Source organism: Brevibacillus sp. BD137, from assembly GCF_041644655.1.
In the GTDB taxonomy this organism is placed as follows: domain Bacteria; phylum Bacillota; class Bacilli; order Brevibacillales; family Brevibacillaceae; genus Brevibacillus; species Brevibacillus brevis_D.
Genome location: NZ_JAOTNO010000001.1, coordinates 396,140 through 413,201, shown reverse-complemented (window position 1 = coordinate 413,201; position 17,062 = coordinate 396,140). Strand labels below are relative to the sequence as shown.

Sequence of the window (17,062 nt, the reverse complement as noted above, 5' to 3'; positions counted from 1 at the left end):
GAATGAAAAATCATGCTTTGCTAGATTCCAATATGCTTATGATTTTCATCTATTCCTTTTTTACGAAATTTCATTTGTGGCTTCCCATCTATGTGCTGTATTTACAGCAGGTACGAGGCCTAAGTCTGGCCACAATCGGAATAGTAGAGGGATTTGGTTGGGTAGCTGCCGCTTTGGCTGAGATACCGGCTGGAATCGTTGCAGATCGTTTCGGTCGCACCCGTTCTCTTGTGATGGGAGCCTTATTAATGGCTCCTGCCATGATCCTCTACGCATACACAGGCTGGTTCCCGATTCTTTGCTTGCTGCAAATCGTATGGAGCGTGGGAGGGAGCTTTATTTCTGGAGCTGACCAGGCACTCCTCTACGATTATCTACACGAGAAAGGTAAAGAAAATCTATTTTCCAAAGCGGTGAGCTATCAATTGGCAATGATGCGTATTGCCACTGCGTTTGCCGGAATCATTGGCGGGTGGTTAGCTACCTACTCGCTTGGTTTACCGTTTATTATTTGTGGGATTCTCTCCTTTGTTGCCGGGTGTGTTGCCTCTTTTATCAAAGAACCGAAACAATCGGGCGTGGGAACAAACAAAGAACGCGAACCTCTCATCCACTTCGTTTTCAGTACCTCAAGAAAGGTATGGAAGAGAAAGAGCTTGCGCAATGTACTGCTCTATTCTGCTATTCTGGCTGTTCCCGCTTTTTGCTTTACGTTTTTATTTGTTTCACCTTTCCTACATGAGAAAGGAATGACTATCGAATGGCTTGGCATTGTATTTATTTTCATACAAAGCACAAGTATTCTTGGTTCCGTCGTCTCCTATCACATGGAGAAACGATTGGGAGGGACAGCAACGGTTATCTTGTTCACCGTCATGATGGCTTTGAGTATTTTCATGTTTCCGTTGTTGCCTGAACTATCCGGGATCATCTGTATGATTCTCATCAGCTTCTTTTACTCCATCATCGAGCCTGTCTTAATCAATATGACGAATCAGCGAATCTCGGGGAATTCACGCAGTACGCTACTATCTTATTCATCCATGATTAAGACGATCATCTTGGCGGTTCTGGTTCCTTTTTTCGGAAAGCTCGCAGAAGATGTTGGCTACCCTATTCTATGTACACTGATCTCTGTCGTTCTAATCGTTCTACCTTTGGTTTTCTTACGCAAAGAAAAGGATACGGCTACGCTATGATCTAAGCATGCCTTTGAAGAGCCCCACAAAAAATGGTTATCCGATGCCGCGGCTGGTAAAAAACTGACCTAGCATGGATAGCCATTTTTTTCTACATCTGAGATGGACGATCCGGGAGTAGTTCAATAAATTTCTACACATCCGTGCTGTCGTTGAACAGGTGAATGGAAGCACGTACTCTTCCATCCCTGGGAATCTGAACGCCCTTGTTGAACATAACTGCCCGTTACTTCCATTACATCAAATAGGAGCTGTCCTTGCGGCAACTCCACGCTATTCATTCGATCAGGGCAAGACGGGCGCGCGGCCGGTGACAGCGAAGTCGGGAGGCACTGGCACAAGCTTCTCGCTGTCGGGCATGAGTTCAATCGGACGGCGTGCCCGGGTACCATACGCCGAGCCACTGTTCGGCGCCGTAGTCCTCGAACCGCTCTACCTCGGTGAACCCCAGCTTCGCCGCGACGCGCATCGAGGCCTCGTTGGCGGTCTGGGTGGAGAGCACCACCGGCTCGCCGGGATGCGCGTCGGCGAACCAGGCGAGCACCGCTGCGCATGCCTCGGTGGCGTACCCCCGTCCCCACGCCTGAGTCAGGAACATGTAGCCGAGCCCAGGCTCCCCGCCTTCTGGACGGATGTGACCCTTACGCTCCGGGTCGCGCCGATCGAGCGTGATCATGCCGATCGTTGTTCCGTTGAGCTCGACCACGAAAAAGCCGAAGCGCTGACCGGGCACCTCGGGCAGCGCGCGCTCGAGCTCGTCACGCGGTCGGGAGCCGCCGACGTAGGTGCCCACCTCTGGTGAGGCGAACAGGTCGATCAGCGCCGCACGGTCCCGGGCCTCGGACTGGCGGAGCACGAGCCGCTCGGTCTTGATCGGGGCAGGTGGCCAGGCGACGGGGTGCACTGTGATCTCATCCGACATGGTGTAATCTCCCTTCTCTATTTAATTCTGTTTGTCCATGTCTCCTGAATATATACCGTCAAGAAACTCGATTGAAACGCATTCTGCTTCCTTCCTAGGTACAATTTCAGAACCTTGTCGTAGTCGTTGGTACATCTTGATCGTATTTTTTAGCGCGTGGTAGCAACTTTCAAAGCTATGGATGGGAATCGTTCCTTTTAATTCCTCCAGTTCCTTGAGAGCGTATTTCTCGAGCTTTCGAACCCCTCGAGGGGAATGACCGTTGCGAATGAGTACCAACGGCCCTAATACTGCATTGCGCATAAAAGTTAGTGTATCAATTAATTCGAATAATTCGCCTCTCCCTAATTTTGTGGCGCAGTAATGCACCCATACCCAGAAGCGATCTTCAATCCATTGAGATTGAGGGAAAGGGAGAGAGGGGCTTGTTTTACTGAGTATCGTTGCAATACCAGAACCTCTCTCCCAAAGAATCAGTGGGTTTTCGACTCGGGATTCGAGCTCTTCCAGTTGGACAAATTTAAGGTCGACATGAAGAGGGGCTGGGCCATATAAACAAATAAGCAATCTCGGTTCCCCAACATGCTCGCCTGTGAATGCAGAAAGTAAATGACCGAGTCTTTCAGCAATTTGGAAGCGTTGTTCCATGATCTCATTTCGAAAAGCATAATTGTAGACGATTATTAAATCCAGATCACTATACTCATCCATTTCTCCGTACATCATAGATCCGCCTGCGAGGAGACCTATAAGTCGTTGATCTTGGCTTACATACTCAATCGCTTGCTCAATGAATCGATCGTGTAAAGGTAACTTCATGCCGAGCACTCCTTAAAAAGTGACCCATAAAATGGGTATTACTAAAAAGTAACATTTACAATTAGTGGTAGTCAAGGGTATATAGGTCAATATAGCAACAGCTCGCACTATCGGACGGGTACATTGAAAAAGGCAAAACGGGTAAAATGAAGCTTGAGCATCAGGAGGGAACACAATTTCAAGCAAAACTTATTTAAAAAAGTGTAGAATTGGGCGAACTTACTTTCGAATAGGTATTATTGTAGAGGCGTTTTTGAAACGAAATACCGGTCGCGCTCTACGAAAGCAAAGGTGAGCCAAATAAAAAATAAATTGTTGAAACTTACTTGCGTAACTATCGTAAATACATGTATAACGGGGACGGCCAATTCAGGTCGAACTACCTAGCACGTACTTGAGGAGGAATAATCCATGTCCATTTTTAAAAGACTGCGTGATTTGACCATGTCCAATTTGTACGCTTTGATTGAGAAAGCAGAAGATCCAATCAAAATGACAGACCAGTATTTGCGTGATATGCAAGAAGACTTGAGTGAAGCAGAGAAAGCAGTTGCCGCTCAAATTGCTTTGGAAAAGAAATTCAAGGTGCTGTATGAAGAACAGGAAGCCTTGGTGAAAAAGCGTGAAGAGCAAGCTCACATCGCAGCCCAAGCGCAGAACATTGATCTGGCTCGACGGGCTCTGGAAGAAAAGAAAGCTGCCGAGCAAAAAATGAACGAATACAAGGACAGCTACGAGAAAAACAAGCTGGCAGCCGATGGATTGCGCGAGAAGCTGGCTGAGATGAAAAAACAGATTACCGAACTGAAAAACAAGCGCGAGACATTGGTTGCCCGCGTCAATGCAGCCAAAGCGCAAAAGACGATTAATCAGGCGATGGGTAGCTTCGACACGAACTCGGCTATGTCTGGCTTGAAACGCATGGAAGAAAAAGCACTGCAAATGGAAGCAGAAGCAGAAGCCAGCGGCGAGATTTACAAAAAACAGAGCTCTTTAGATGATGAAATTGCGAAGCTGAATAAGGATCAAGCCGTTGAGGACGAACTGGCTGCTCTGATGAAAAAATATGAGGGGTAAACCGCTTCAAGCGGTTTCCCTTTTTTTCAGACCTTATACACTTTGATGAAAGTGGAGTGATTCGCTTTGACGTGGACAGAAATACTAGGGATGCTGGTTTGGACAGGAGCCGGCGGCATTTTGCTTTTTGTTTTGATGTGGATCGATTCGTTGTTTACGAAATACAAGGACATCACGGAAATCAAAAATGGAAACATCGCGGTCACGACGCGTTTTGTTATGAAGCTGTTTGCGCAAGGATACATCTTATCGCAATCTATCATTACCTCCAACTCATTGTGGACAGCTCTGCTCTTTTCTGTGGTCTCCTTTATTATTTTATTCCTTTTGGAAAGAATCGTGGAATGGCTGTTAAAGCAAGTAACCGGACTGGATCTGGAAAAAGGGACGCAGGAAGGAAAGGTGGCACATGCCATGATGGCTGGTTCATTCCATCTCGTGGGTGCCTTGATTTTGGCTGCATGTCTGTAAGACGTGAAAGGGAAGGGAGTACAGCATGAGTTTGATGAAGCGAATCCAAAACATTTTTGCCAAGCATGAGCCTCCTGCACCGGAGAAGAGCATCCTGACGGTGGGACCAGGTGATGTGGTCGATGTATCGCTCGTTACGTATCAAGTAATCGGGAAGGCGAGCAATGCGAGTCGCAAAGCCACGATGCTTACCTTGCAGGATGGAACGACCATTCGCTACCTGTATATCGAAGAACGGGAGAAGATCGTCTATCAGCTGTATAGCGTTATTGATGGACGACTGGATTCAATAGACGAGGTACCGACCACAATCGAGATGGATGATGTCACCTACCATTTGGAGGAGCAATATAATGGCGCCGTCCAGACTGTGGGAAAAGCGCCGTTTCACACATCAGGGGAGCAGTACATCTGGCAATTCCAATCGGATCAACGCCAATTGCTGCGGATCGAGTGGCAGGATGGCCGTTTCATGCTCTATGAGGGAGAAAGTGTTCTACCAGCGGACGTGCAGGTATTGCGCGGCACATAGAGAGGAGGGACAAGTACATGCCAAATCCATGGATGAAATCAATCAAGCTCCTACTGATTCCGGCGTTGTTCCTCCTTACGCTAGCGGGTTGTGGCAGCCCTGGGGTTGGCGAGACATATCCGCTTGAATCTGTCTCCACCAAGGACAATGGACAGTCGTCACGCATCTACCGTGCGGAAGACAAGACTGTACCGGAAGTAGCCTCGGAGCTGGCGGAACAGAATACGCCAGATGAAATCTCCAAAGAAGATCCGCAGCATATGTTCCTCATTTATCCGGACGAGATCTACCATTTGCAGCAAGACGCTGCCAAGCCGACAGATACGTTGATCGAGGTCGACAGCAAAGAGTACGTCCGGCAAAATTACGATTCTTCGTTTTTGCAGGGATATATTGTAGCCAGTGTACTGGATGATTTGTTCGACGGACTTAAGAAAAGTACAAAGGGCAGCTATCGTGGCTACTCTAGCAAGGACATATACAAGCCTTCCGGTACGTATCGCGTGCCTACAATCGAGGACAAGAAAGTAGCGCCGCCGATTACCAAAGAGGGTACGGGCAGTATTTTCAAACGGGGTAATGCGAAGAACGCGGATGGTACGGTAGGTTCTGACGGCAGCATTTTTAAGAAGAAGGCGGATTCATCTTCTAACGGTAGTTCAGGCAAAATTATTCGTTCTTCCAGCAGTCAATCGTCGAATTCGAGTGACTCTTTCTCTTCCAAACGTTCGAGCTTTTCCCCGCCGAAAAGTAAATCGCCCCCACGAACGAAGGTTGGGGGTTCTGGGCGGATTACAAAACGCCGATAACTGTAAAAACAAGAGAGAAACGAACACCCCCAAACGATTTTGATAGCTCGTTTGGGGGTGTTTTTGTTTTGCTGATTAACGCTGCTTGGTCTCTACCGTATACACAATATCTTCATTTTGATATTTGTACACATACAAGAAATATCGGTCTGGCTTTACTTGATAATAGGCACTTTGCAGATTTCCCTCCCGCTCTTGCGGGTACGTGACAGGCTGATCCAGATTTCCTTCATGGAATAGCATCCAAGTCACACCTTGTCCCTCTTGAGGGTTTAAAGAAATATGTATTTCTTCTGGTTTATCTACTTGGAAGGCAAAGATATCTTGCCAATCGTTTTCTTTCATGTCCCCTGAAACAGTCGTGCCAATCGTCAATGGACCATTTGCTTGCTCGGTAGAATCATTGCTCTCGTTTTCTTGATAGAGTTGCTCTTGTGGGCGATCTTCCCCCGTAACCAATAAGCGAAACGGTTGGTCCTCTTGTTCTGTACGATACGTATAAGCAGTCACATAGTAAGTCCCTGGTTTCGCATCGAATGATCCGATCAGCTTGTTGCCTTCACGCTTGGTGGGATAGGAGATGTAGTTCTCTCTATCGGACTCGGGGAATACAAGCCATGCCACGCCATCTCCTTGCTTCGTTTCCATCTCAACTTGAAGCTGTTGGGCTGATTTCACATCGAGACGGAACTCCTGACTCGGTTTTTGTGGATGAATGATACCCGTGATCGGCTTACCTAATGAAAGGGAAGATTCTTCAGGATCTGGATTTGGGTTTGGATTTGGCTGTTCCGTTTCGGAGCCATCTTCTTGAGCCAGCTTCCCGTGGAACACGACATCATAGGCAAAGCGTCCATCTTTTGTCGTACGATAATTGGTGAAATAGCTCGTAACCGTGTCATAGCCATTCCAGGAAAGATCTGATAACTCCTTGAGGAATCCATCTGTGAGGCGGTTCATTTCTTGCCAATCTTGATATTCCCCTTGGGAAGCTCCACCCGTATAAACCCCACGCAACGTGAAGCTGCGGAAATCTCCGGAGTCTTTTTCATCTGTTTTCACATCGACCAGAGAAGCAACCTTTTCGATTTGACGATAAACCTCTTCTTTGTTCGTCACGTCAACTTTTTGTAGGTAATCATCTGAAACGAGAGGAACATCCAATTCTTCATACTGGTCGATCAAATCTTCTAATGTTTCTTGATAGCCACGTTCAAGAGCGCGGTCACGGCTGAATTTTTCGATCAAGTCATCATAAGCAGATACATCATTGGAACGGATCGTATCATTGATTTTATCCAGACGAGCAAAATCATTCTTGAATAGATGGTACTGAAGCGCGAATGAGTAGTCGTAGAATGCCAGGGTTCCGTATTTGGCATGCATCATATCGGCCGCAGTGTAATCGAGATAAGGAGCTGCATTTCGAATATTGCCTACAACTGACTGGCGAGGCTTGATTCCTTCTGTTCGGGTAGAACCTGCGAAAAACTCAGCTCCGCCTTCCTCATACCAAGGCAAGCGACTGTTTTCATATATCTTTCCTTGTCCCCACATGCCCGGCACTTCATATCTGCCTTGCAAATAGTGGACGAATTCATGACGGAACAGCTCTTCCAGACTGTAGATGCTTTGTTCTTTTGTCCGATCGTAGGTGAAGAAAGTGCCAGTACCCTCGATGTAGATACCACCATTATCGGTGTCGTATCCGTACAAGAAGCGATTCATTTTATATTCATCAGGCGTATTGTAGATGACAATGGTTAGTACATCATCCGGATTGCCGCTCTCTAGCTCCTTGTCATTACCGATGACACGATGAAATTGTGCCTTCACTTCCTTGGATGCCCAATACAAGCGTTCAACCTGTTCTTCTGTGAGTTTATCTCCCGTTTTGAACACAACGGCTCCGTCATCAAAGGTGAATTGCTGCGGAAGATAGTGCTTTTTGCCTTCTTTTACTATTTCCTCGAGATCGATTTTTTTGCCATTGGCATCCTCACCATATGCTTCCGCGATTTGTTGCGCCGCAGTGAAGTACGGCTCGCTCATCTTTTTATACGTTTTCATCGCTTTCGTCAATATGTCATTGGCTTTGTCTGGATTACTGTAGTAGCTACCTAATTTCCCTGTGTAATACAGGGCATTGTTCGTCAACCATACGTGATCAGCGGAAGTATCCCCATTTTCTGCCATGTCAAAAATGGGGTCGAGAAATGCGTCGATGTTACCTTTTAGCTCATCTCTTCCTGAATCATCTACTCCCCAAATCAGAACATAGCCAATACCTTGAAGGACGCTGTAAAAGGCCTCGCTTGCTACGCGATCATCTGACCATTTATCCCGATTGTCGTTAAAGTCTTCCATTACTTTTGACAGAGTACCGATTGTCTCGGAATCAACAGTCGTGTTGCTAATTAATTTTCCCGTTGAATTAATGATTTCATTTTGATTCTTTGTCCCAAAGGCGAAATTTTGATTGGCAGTGATGGCTTGGAGTGCTGGAATAATCTTTTGCTTATACGTTGGCTCCATCAAATACTTTAATTCTTTATGGTAGTACCCCAAGTAATACCCCGAACGCAAAACCTCTACATAGGTATGGATGCCCTGCTCGTCATCCTTGGTGAAGTTCTTGCCACTCTCTTGCAACGCATCGATGATGGCCTGAACCCGCTCCCGATCCTCATAAAATTCCTGGGTGTCGTCGTTGTAAGTAAATAGCTCAGGGATTTGCGTCCAGCTGATTTCCTTCAACAATTCAACCAGCTCTGAATTGTCCAATGTTTTCAGATGCGAGATGCTGTACTTCTCCTGTTTGGCTGCTTGGCGTAACTGTGCTTTCGACATGTTTTCCTGAACGGGAGTATGACCAATCTGTGAATCAATGGGCTCTTGGGATGGGGTTTGCGGCGTGCTTTTAGCTTGAGCTGCTAGTGGCAAGCCTGCCGCTACCGTTGAAATGGCAATTGATCCTGCTGTTACCATGCTAATCCATGAACGATTCATAGCTTTTGTTGACTCCTTTTTCATTCATTTTGGAAGTATAAGTGAATATTTTATAGTATCGGTATCCAACATGAAAATACTTACAAATAAAACAAAAGGTGATAGAATATAGAACTTTCTTCCTATTTGGTAAAAAGAAAAGAATGTCTCGAGAAGTAGCGTTGTAAGAATGGAAGGAGAGCGACTTTTGTATGCCTGTGACGAAAACATGATTGTTGATCGACAAAAGAAGAAGGGATGTGCATTCAGCATTCGACAGTCTTTGTTAGCAGCATTGGCTATGATTGACAGTGGGAAAGCACAGATAGGCGAAGTTGGCGGAGGGGAGTGCTAGAAGATGCTGGAAAAAATTCTCGAACTGCGTTCACGATCCATGTCCATTGCACAAATTGCCAAAGAGTGCGGCTTAACGATCGGTCAAGTTAAATATCGCCTGCAAAAAGACCGGGTGAAGCCAGAGACAGCACCTCCCGCTAGAACGGAATTGGAATGGCAATTGCCTGCGTTTTATGATCGGGACATTGTCAAAGTCATGGTACAAGGACCGACTGTGTTATTCATCTATTGGGAAATCACTTGGCCGCGCATGAGAATGGTCGCCTCGTACCTGCAAGCCGATTATCGTCACATTCGGAAGGGATTGCGTCTGTATGATGTGACTGAACGTTTATTTGATGGAAAAAATGCGCATTCCGTTCGAGATGTGTTTGTACATGAAGAGGCTTATTCCTGGTACGTGAAAGATGTAGAGCCAGGACGTACATACATGGTTGATTTTGGGTTATATGAACACAATCGGTTTTGTCCGATATTACGCTCGGAAACGGTAGTTACTCCACGCCATTCAAAAGCTAGCTGGGGGGAACCGTTAGTGGAGCCCGCACACGATCCAGCTACACCTTCCTGGTTTGAGAACTTTTCCTCCTACTCGTTGTATACCAAAACATCAAATAAGTGAGGTGTCATTTGTGCACAAAGGTTATCTCTCCCTCGTGTTGCATGCCCATCTGCCTTATGTCCGACACGGGGATCGGGACGATCGCCTGGAAGAGCGCTGGGTGTATGAAGCCATGCTGGAATGCTATCTTCCTTTGCTCATGGTTTTCGACAAGCTCCTCTCAGACGGCATCGCTTTTCGCATGACCCTTGCTATTTCTCCGACATTACTTTCCATGCTGGATGATGATCTGATCGTGACTCGTTTTCGCACACATCTAGCGAAAACCGTTGAATTGGCTGGGAAGGAAGTCAAACGAACCGCCGGTCAACCTCAAGAAAACCGTATCGCCAAAATGTATGTGGAGCGTTTTCGAACGATTATTGCCTACTGCCGCAAGTGGGATTTTCAACTGATCAAGGCCTTTAGGCATATCGCGGACAGTGGATGCCTCGAACTCATCACTTGCGCAGCCACGCACTCTTTTTTGCCCTATGTGGAAACAGAAGAGGCGATTCGGGCACAGCTTCTGGTAGGGATCGATACACATGAGCGGATTCTGGGAAGACGTCCGAAGGGAATTTGGCTGCCAGAGTGCGGGTATACACCTGGACTGGATCGTTTGCTGAAAGAGGCAGGGCTCCAGTATTTCTTTGTAGACAGTCACACGATAGAGCATGCGACGCCTTTACCTCGCAGAGGGTTGCTGGCTCCCTTGTTCACGCCGCATGATGTGGCTGCCTTTGCCCGTGATGAAGTGGCTTCCCGCCAGGTATGGAGCTCGATCGATGGTTATCCAGGGGACTATGACTACCGTGAATACTACCGGGATATCGGATTTGACAGGGAGATGAGCTACATCGAGCCTTACATCCATCCTGATGGTATTCGGGTGCATACCGGCTTGAAATACTATCGGATCACCGGAAAAGAAGGGGATAAAGACTGGTATGAGCCAAGCTGGGCGCGCGAAAAAGCAGCGTCACATGCGGGACATTTCTTGTATCACCGAGAGTGTCAAGTGGAGGAAGCCAGTCACTGGATGGATCGCAAGCCATTGGTCGTCGCCACTTATGATGCGGAGCTGTTTGGGCATTGGTGGTTCGAGGGTCCGCAGTTTTTGGATTTTCTCATGCGCAAAACCGTGTGTGATTCAAAAGAAGTGAAATTAATGACACCATCTGAATATTTGGAGGAGTATCCAGAGCAGGATCGCGGTCACTTGCCGATGTCAACATGGGGGAGAAATGGCTACGGAGAAGTCTGGCTGAACGAGAACAATGGCTGGATATACAGGCATCTGCATCAAGCGGAGCGGGAATTGATCGCAGCGATTATTACCTATTCTGAAAAGAAAGGAGATCAGCTTACGTTACGGTGCCTCAAACAGGCCGCACGCGAATTGATGTTGGCCCAAAGCAGTGATTGGGCGTTTATTTTAGACGGTCAAACGGTCACTCAGTATGCGGTGCAACGCGTTCATGACCATTTGGTTCGCATGCGGGCTCTCTTGGCGATGTATCGGGAGCATCGACTGGATGAAGAGGCAATTACGCGAGCAGAAGCTGACTTTCCGATCTTTCCTGACGTGGATATCACGTTCTATTTGCCTAAACAAACGCATAGAGTGAACGTATCGCGTCAATTGGTAGCGGCTGCGCAAGATCAGTCTTCGACAAAAACAGTTTTGATGCTTGCATGGGAATTTCCCCCTCATGTAGTAGGGGGGCTTGGTCGGGCTGTCTACGATCTCGCCAGGCATCTGGCCCAGCAAGGAATCGTGGTGCATGTGCTGACACGTGCGACAGATTCATGCGCCGTAGAGGAGATGATGGAAGGGGTTCACATACACCGTTTGCCTACGTACCTTCCTTCTGAACAAGCCGACTTTCTGGCATGGGTGTTTCAACTGAATTTGGCGATGGTCGATGCTGCCTATCAGCTCTGGTCACTCGGGGTGCGACCGGATGTCATCCACGCTCACGATTGGCTAGTCAGCTGGGCTGCAATCGAACTGAAACAGAGGTACTCTCTTCCGCTCGTCAGCACGATTCATGCTTTGGAACATGGTCGGCATCAAGGCATTCATACACCGTTGCAGCAAAGGATCCATGAGTGTGAACGTACGCTAACACAAAGCTCTGACGCAATGATCGTTTGCAGCAAGTATATGGAGTCGGAAGTCAAGCGCCTGTTCGGAACACCCTCATCCCATTTACGTGTCATTCACAATGGTGTCGATCTCATTCCCCTCCCGGAGGTAAATCGTGAACAGCTTCGACAGGAATTGGCGATAGGGGATGGTCCTGTTCTCTTTTTTGTAGGGCGCTTGGTTCAGGAAAAAGGTGTTCACCTCTTGTTAGAAGCTATGGCAAGGTTACGCGCTGAGTTTCCGCATGCGAGGTTGCTCATAGCAGGCAGAGGACCGATGCAAGACGAGTGGAAGCTATTGGTTCATCAGATGGGACTTTCTGAACAGGTACGCTTCTTGGGCTTCGTAGACGATGGAAGGCGAGATGAGCTGTTCGCCCTGGCTGATGTGGCAGTATTCCCGAGCTTGTATGAGCCTTTTGGAATTGTTGCGCTGGAAGCGATGGCTCTAGGGACTCCTGTTCTGGTTGCGGATACGGGAGGGCTGCGAGAGATCGTTCGCCACGGCGAAAACGGCGCCATGATGTACACAGGCGACCCTGAATCCTTGACGAATCAACTCCGTTGGCTACTGCGCGACCCTGATCAGCGGCATCAACTGGCCCAAACGGCCATGCAAGATGTTAAACAGTTTTATAACTGGACACTTTTGGCTAGTCAAACCATCGATCTATACCGTTCACTTGGCGTACCTGCGGAAATCGGCATGACAACCTAGATTGCAACGATGAAGGAGGAAGAAAAGAAGATGAAGGCAGTAATCATGGCTGGGGGAAAAGGTACACGACTACGTCCGTTAACATGCCACACGCCAAAACCAATGGTGCCACTATTAAACCGGCCTTGCATGGAGTACACGATTGATCTATTGAAAAAGCATGGGATTACAGAGATAGCAGTGACACTCCAGTATTTGCCTGACGTCATCCGCGATACGTTTGGTGATGGATCTCGCTACGGTGTTTCGCTTGTCTATTTTGAAGAAGCCATTCCTTTGGGCACGGCAGGCAGCGTGAAAAACTGCGCGGATTTTCTCGATGAGCGTTTTGTCGTGATCAGTGGAGATACGTTGACAGACATCGATTTGTCGGCAGCCATACGTTTTCATGAGCAAAATCATGCACTGGCTACGTTGATTTTGACGCGCGTAGAAACACCACTGGAATTTGGCGTTGTCATGACAGATGAGGGCGGACGCATTACCCGTTTTTTAGAAAAGCCGAGCTGGGCGGAGGTTTTTAGCGATACGGTGAATACCGGGATATACGTCTGCGAGCCAGAGGTCTTGTCTTATATAGAAGAGGAGCGGGAAGTGGATTTCAGCAAGGAAATTTTTCCGTCGTTTTTACAAGCAGCAAAGCCTCTATACGGATATGAGGCAAGCGGCTATTGGTCTGATATCGGCTCTTTGGAGGTATACCAGCAAGCCCAGTTTGATTTGCTGGATGGACGCGTACATCTCGAAATAAAAGCACAGGAAATCGCACCGCGTATTTTCTTGGAAAATGATGTTCGCATCGATTCATCCGTCCGTTTGGAAGGCCCTGTCTATATCGGTGAAAATGTACACCTGCAAGCTGGCGTTGCCGTCGGTGCTTATTCCATTCTGGGAAAAAATACGGTGATTTCTTCCGGTACGAAGCTGTCAAGGACGATCATTTGGGAAAACAGTGTCATTGGGAAAAAAGCAGAGATCACAGGAACGACTCTCTGCCGAAACACCCGAATTGCAGATTGCGTACAACTCGGGGAAGGGGCCGCCATTGGAGACCAGTGCCTCATTGGGGCGAAGTCAGTGGTAAAGGCAGGAATCAAAATTTGGCCGGATAAGGAAGTCGGGGAAAATGCGACTGTCACCACCTCGCTTATCTACGGTGCCAAGCAAACCAAAAATTTGTTTGGGACGCACGGAATCAAGGGCACTGGCAATGTTGACATCACGCCCGAATTTGTTACAAGACTTGCTGCTGCCTATGCGTATTTACTACAAGCGGGGGACAAAATTGCGCTCTCGGCATGCGCACACCCTTTTGCTCAGTTATTGAAGCATAGCATCATGACGAGCTTGTGCTCCTCCGGAATTGATACGGTCGATCTCGGAATTGGGAATTCACCCTTGATCCGGTACGGCGTGTGCTCTCTGGCTTGCAAAGGCGGCATACATATTTATATGGCAGAGCCAGTGGATGATAAAGAGATTGTTGTCCAATTCATCGATCATGCAGGCTTGCCGATTTCTCGTGATATGGAGCGCAAAATTGAGAATGCCTACTGGCAAGAGACTTATGTTCGCAACCTGAATCGGTTGGGAGCACTGCAAGTCGAGCATCACGTACAAGAAGCTTATCTCCATGCTTTGGTCCAACAGTTGAATGTATCGTCCATCCAGCGTCAGCGCTTCCACCTGCTGATCGATTGTGAACAGCGTTTTTTCCCGACTTTTCTTGCGCCTCTTTTGCATGCACTGGGAGTTACTGTCGATTACAGCTCCATACAAGAAGGTATTCGTAAAAAGGGAGCCGATGTAGGCGTTCGTCTCGATAAAAATGGCGAGCAATTTGTCTTGTTTACCGAGCATGGAGAGAAGCTCGCAAACGAACAGATCACGGCTCTGCAGCTATTGGCGTGCAGTGGTCAACATCGGCGTATCGGTCTTCCTGTGAGTGCACCGATTGAATTGGAGCATATGGCCCAGTTGTTGCAAATGGAGGTTGTACGCACCAAGGTTTCGCCGCGATCCATGATGGAGGTATCGAGCGAACAGCGTTTTCATCCGATGTTTGACGCCGTGTACAGCCTCATGAGAATTCTTTCTTATCTGGCTTCTGAGGAAAAGCCGCTCAGCGTTTTGCTAGAATTGTTGCCAGCGTGCCATATGGAGAAAAAGACTGTTTTTTGCCCATGGGCAGCAAAAGGGAAGGTTATGCGCAGAGTGATGGAAGAAAACAAAGGCAAGCTGCTCGAGCTCGTCGATGGAATCAAGGTATACGATTCGAATGGCTGGGTACTGATTTTACCCGATTCAGAGGATTCGCACGTAAAGGTAATTTCGCAAGGGGCTACCGCAGAGACCGCGGCTACACTTGCTTCTTCTTACGCGAGACGAATTGCCGAATATCAGTTTCACGAAAAGAGAGAGATCGACAGCCTATAACGAAAAGGACGTGAAGGCATGCCGAGACCGCTCGTCGTCGGGAACGGAAAACTGCTGATTAATTTTGATGACAAGCTGCACATGCGAGATCTGTATTTTCCGTATGTTGGTCAGCTGAATCATGTTGGGGGACACTTTAGCAAGCTGGGGATTTGGGTGCAAGGTCGCTTTTCCTGGCTGGATGAAGACGGCTGGACGCGGAGGCTCGGATACGGACAGGAGTCTTTGGTGACAGATGTTCATGCGCATCATGAACATCTGGGCATCTCCTTGCAAATCGCAGATGGGGTGCATCAGCGTGACCCGATTTATTTGAAAAAGGTGTGCGTTCGGAATTTGATGAGCGAGGTTCGGGAGGTCAGGCTGTTTTTTAATCACGATTTCAGCTTGAATGAGACAGAGGTAGGGGATACTGCTGTTTTTGATCCCAATCTGCGTACGATTTATCACTACAAGCGCAATGTGTATATCATGGCGAATGGAAAAACGGATACAGGTGGGATCGATCAATATAGCGTCGGGATCAAGCGGTTCAACTATGCGGAGGGGACTTGGAGAGACGCGGAGGATGGTCATTTGTCCGGCAATCCGATTGCACAAGGCTCCGTAGATAGTACAATCTCTTTTTCCCTCATCCTTCAACCTCAAGAAGAGAAGACACTCTTTTACTGGATGTGCATTGGTGAATCGTATGAGGATGTCAAAGGATTGAACCAATATGTACTCGAAAGTGATCCAGAGAGTTTGCTCAGTCGGGTCGCTGTGTATTGGCAGCGTTGGGTCAATAAGGAAGAGCGGGACTTTGCTGATCTTCCGGCAGAGGTTGTCAATCTATACAAGACCAGCTTGCTTCTCGTTCGTACGCAAATCGATCAGAACGGAGCGATTCTCGCTGCGAATGACTCGGATATTCTTCAATTTAATCGTGATCATTACAGCTACATGTGGCCAAGAGACGGGGCGTTGATTGCGAGTGCGATGGCGAAAGCGGGCTACACGGGAGTGGTCGCACCATTTTTCCGATTTTGCGCGGACGCCTTGAACAAGGACGGGTATTTGCAGCACAAGTACAATCCTGACGGGTCTGTTGGCTCCAGTTGGCATCCGTATATTGTTGACGGAGAGGTTCAGCTTCCGATTCAGGAGGATGAGACGGCACTCGTGCTGTACGCGCTCTGGGAGCAATACAAGAGCGGTAAGCAAATTGAAGATTGCCAGGCGCTCTATCCTACGCTGGTTCGTCCGGCGGCTCGCTTTTTGCTGGAGTATGTCCATCCAGAGCTGCAACTTCCAAAACCAAGCTACGACTTATGGGAAGAGCGACGAGGAATTTTTACGTTTACCAGTGCTACGGTTTTCGCAGGCTTGATGGCTGCGGCTCGTTTCGCCCAGTTGTTCGGGGATGATCGACGCTACAAACGCTACGCAGAAGGGGCAGAGCGCATTCGTGAGGCAATGGAAAAACATCTGTACGACCCTGAAATCGGGCGTTTTCTGCGTGGGATTTATGTAAGAGCAGATGGGAGTGTCGAAAAAGATTTCACGGTGGAGAGCAGCTTGTTCGCTCTGTTTGCGTTTGATGTGTTTTCCGTAGACGATCCGAGAGTTGCGCAGACAATGGAAGCTGTCAAAAAGAGTTTGCACGTAGACACGGCGATCGGTGGAATTGCTCGCTATCAAGGGGATTACTATTTCAAAAAATCACATGACACGGTGAAGGTCCCGGGAAATCCATGGATCATTTGCACCTTATGGGTGGCTGATTGGGAAATTGCCAAGGCAAAATCACTCGATGAACTCCAAGAGCCAAAGAACAGACTGGCCTGGGTCGTACGGTATGCCCTACAAAGCGGCGTGCTATCCGAACAGCTCGATCCGTATACAGGTGCTCCCGTATCCGTTGCACCCCTGACGTGGTCGCATGCTACTTATGTCGCCACTGTTTTGCGTTATTTGGAGAAGGTGAATGAGTTGCGGTAACG

General features: G+C 48.0%; 12 protein-coding genes. 9 read left to right on the top strand and 3 right to left on the bottom strand.

Annotated elements, in window-relative coordinates; all coding sequences use genetic code 11:
• Nucleotides 1-2 precede the first annotated feature (2 nt).
• On the top strand, nt 3-1,199 hold the full coding sequence (locus ODZ53_RS02240) for an MFS transporter (protein WP_372675766.1): 1,197 nt from the start codon (nt 3-5) through the stop codon (nt 1,197-1,199).
• A 364-nt stretch (nt 1,200-1,563) separates the two neighbouring features.
• Here the strand turns inward: ODZ53_RS02240 and ODZ53_RS02235 are convergent, their stop codons facing one another.
• Both ODZ53_RS02235 and ODZ53_RS02230 read right to left on the bottom strand, forming a co-directional pair.
• A complete protein-coding gene (locus tag ODZ53_RS02235) occupies nt 1,564-2,121 on the bottom strand; it encodes a GNAT family N-acetyltransferase (protein ID WP_372675765.1) in 558 nt (185 codons plus the stop codon).
• A gap of 21 nt (nt 2,122-2,142) precedes the next feature.
• Nucleotides 2,143-2,940 carry a nucleotidyltransferase domain-containing protein gene (locus ODZ53_RS02230; protein ID WP_372675764.1) on the bottom strand — a complete coding sequence of 266 codons (798 nt, stop codon included), beginning with the start codon at nt 2,938-2,940 and terminating at the stop codon, nt 2,143-2,145.
• Between the two features lie 411 nt (nt 2,941-3,351).
• Between ODZ53_RS02230 and ODZ53_RS02225 the strand changes: the two genes are divergently transcribed.
• The 4 genes from ODZ53_RS02225 (at nt 3,352) to ODZ53_RS02210 (ending at nt 5,829) form a co-directional block, all read left to right on the top strand.
• Nucleotides 3,352-4,017 (top strand): PspA/IM30 family protein, encoded by a 666-nt coding sequence (locus ODZ53_RS02225; protein WP_199929950.1) that lies wholly within the window; start codon nt 3,352-3,354, stop codon nt 4,015-4,017.
• Between the two features lie 66 nt (nt 4,018-4,083).
• Nucleotides 4,084-4,488 carry a DUF350 domain-containing protein gene (locus ODZ53_RS02220; protein ID WP_015892053.1) on the top strand — a complete coding sequence of 135 codons (405 nt, stop codon included), beginning with the start codon at nt 4,084-4,086 and terminating at the stop codon, nt 4,486-4,488.
• A 25-nt stretch (nt 4,489-4,513) separates the two neighbouring features.
• Nucleotides 4,514-5,020 carry a DUF4178 domain-containing protein gene (locus tag ODZ53_RS02215; protein ID WP_015892052.1) on the top strand — a complete coding sequence of 169 codons (507 nt, stop codon included), beginning with the start codon at nt 4,514-4,516 and terminating at the stop codon, nt 5,018-5,020.
• Between the two features lie 17 nt (nt 5,021-5,037).
• On the top strand, nt 5,038-5,829 hold the full coding sequence (locus ODZ53_RS02210) for a DUF4247 domain-containing protein (protein WP_372675763.1): 792 nt from the start codon (nt 5,038-5,040) through the stop codon (nt 5,827-5,829).
• Between the two features lie 75 nt (nt 5,830-5,904).
• Here the strand turns inward: ODZ53_RS02210 and ODZ53_RS02205 are convergent, their stop codons facing one another.
• A complete protein-coding gene (locus ODZ53_RS02205; protein ID WP_372675762.1) occupies nt 5,905-8,838 on the bottom strand; it encodes a collagenase in 2,934 nt (977 codons plus the stop codon).
• A gap of 337 nt (nt 8,839-9,175) precedes the next feature.
• Here ODZ53_RS02205 and ODZ53_RS02200 point away from each other — a divergent pair, with 337 nt between their 5' ends.
• The 4 genes from ODZ53_RS02200 to ODZ53_RS02185 are packed head-to-tail and all read left to right on the top strand — an operon-like array spanning nt 9,176 to nt 17,060.
• On the top strand, nt 9,176-9,796 hold the full coding sequence (locus ODZ53_RS02200; RefSeq protein WP_372675761.1) for a DUF4912 domain-containing protein: 621 nt from the start codon (nt 9,176-9,178) through the stop codon (nt 9,794-9,796).
• A 10-nt stretch (nt 9,797-9,806) separates the two neighbouring features.
• The gene (locus ODZ53_RS02195) at nt 9,807-12,644 is read left to right on the top strand and encodes a 1,4-alpha-glucan branching protein domain-containing protein (RefSeq protein ID WP_372675760.1); all 2,838 of its coding nucleotides are present in this window, start codon (nt 9,807-9,809) and stop codon (nt 12,642-12,644) included.
• Nucleotides 12,645-12,674: 30 nt separating this feature from the next.
• The gene (locus ODZ53_RS02190) at nt 12,675-15,080 is read left to right on the top strand and encodes a sugar phosphate nucleotidyltransferase (protein WP_372675759.1); all 2,406 of its coding nucleotides are present in this window, start codon (nt 12,675-12,677) and stop codon (nt 15,078-15,080) included.
• 18 nt (nt 15,081-15,098) lie between these two features.
• Nucleotides 15,099-17,060 carry a glycoside hydrolase family 15 protein gene (locus ODZ53_RS02185; RefSeq protein WP_372675758.1) on the top strand — a complete coding sequence of 654 codons (1,962 nt, stop codon included), beginning with the start codon at nt 15,099-15,101 and terminating at the stop codon, nt 17,058-17,060.
• The last annotated feature ends 2 nt before the right edge of the window (nt 17,061-17,062 follow it).

Excerpts from the sequence above, each read along its gene's own strand:
- ODZ53_RS02240 (WP_372675766.1), top strand. The coding sequence starts at position 3 with ATGAAAAATCATGCTTTGCTAGATTCCAATATGCTTATGATTTTCATC.
- ODZ53_RS02235 (WP_372675765.1), bottom strand. The coding sequence starts at position 2,121 with ATGTCGGATGAGATCACAGTGCACCCCGTCGCCTGGCCACCTGCCCCG.
- ODZ53_RS02230 (WP_372675764.1), bottom strand. The coding sequence starts at position 2,940 with ATGAAGTTACCTTTACACGATCGATTCATTGAGCAAGCGATTGAGTAT.
- ODZ53_RS02225 (WP_199929950.1), top strand. The coding sequence starts at position 3,352 with ATGTCCATTTTTAAAAGACTGCGTGATTTGACCATGTCCAATTTGTAC.
- ODZ53_RS02215 (WP_015892052.1), top strand. The coding sequence starts at position 4,514 with ATGAGTTTGATGAAGCGAATCCAAAACATTTTTGCCAAGCATGAGCCT.
- ODZ53_RS02210 (WP_372675763.1), top strand. The coding sequence starts at position 5,038 with ATGCCAAATCCATGGATGAAATCAATCAAGCTCCTACTGATTCCGGCG.
- ODZ53_RS02205 (WP_372675762.1), bottom strand. The coding sequence starts at position 8,838 with ATGAATCGTTCATGGATTAGCATGGTAACAGCAGGATCAATTGCCATT.
- ODZ53_RS02200 (WP_372675761.1), top strand. The coding sequence starts at position 9,176 with ATGCTGGAAAAAATTCTCGAACTGCGTTCACGATCCATGTCCATTGCA.
- ODZ53_RS02190 (WP_372675759.1), top strand. The coding sequence starts at position 12,675 with ATGAAGGCAGTAATCATGGCTGGGGGAAAAGGTACACGACTACGTCCG.
- ODZ53_RS02185 (WP_372675758.1), top strand. The coding sequence starts at position 15,099 with ATGCCGAGACCGCTCGTCGTCGGGAACGGAAAACTGCTGATTAATTTT.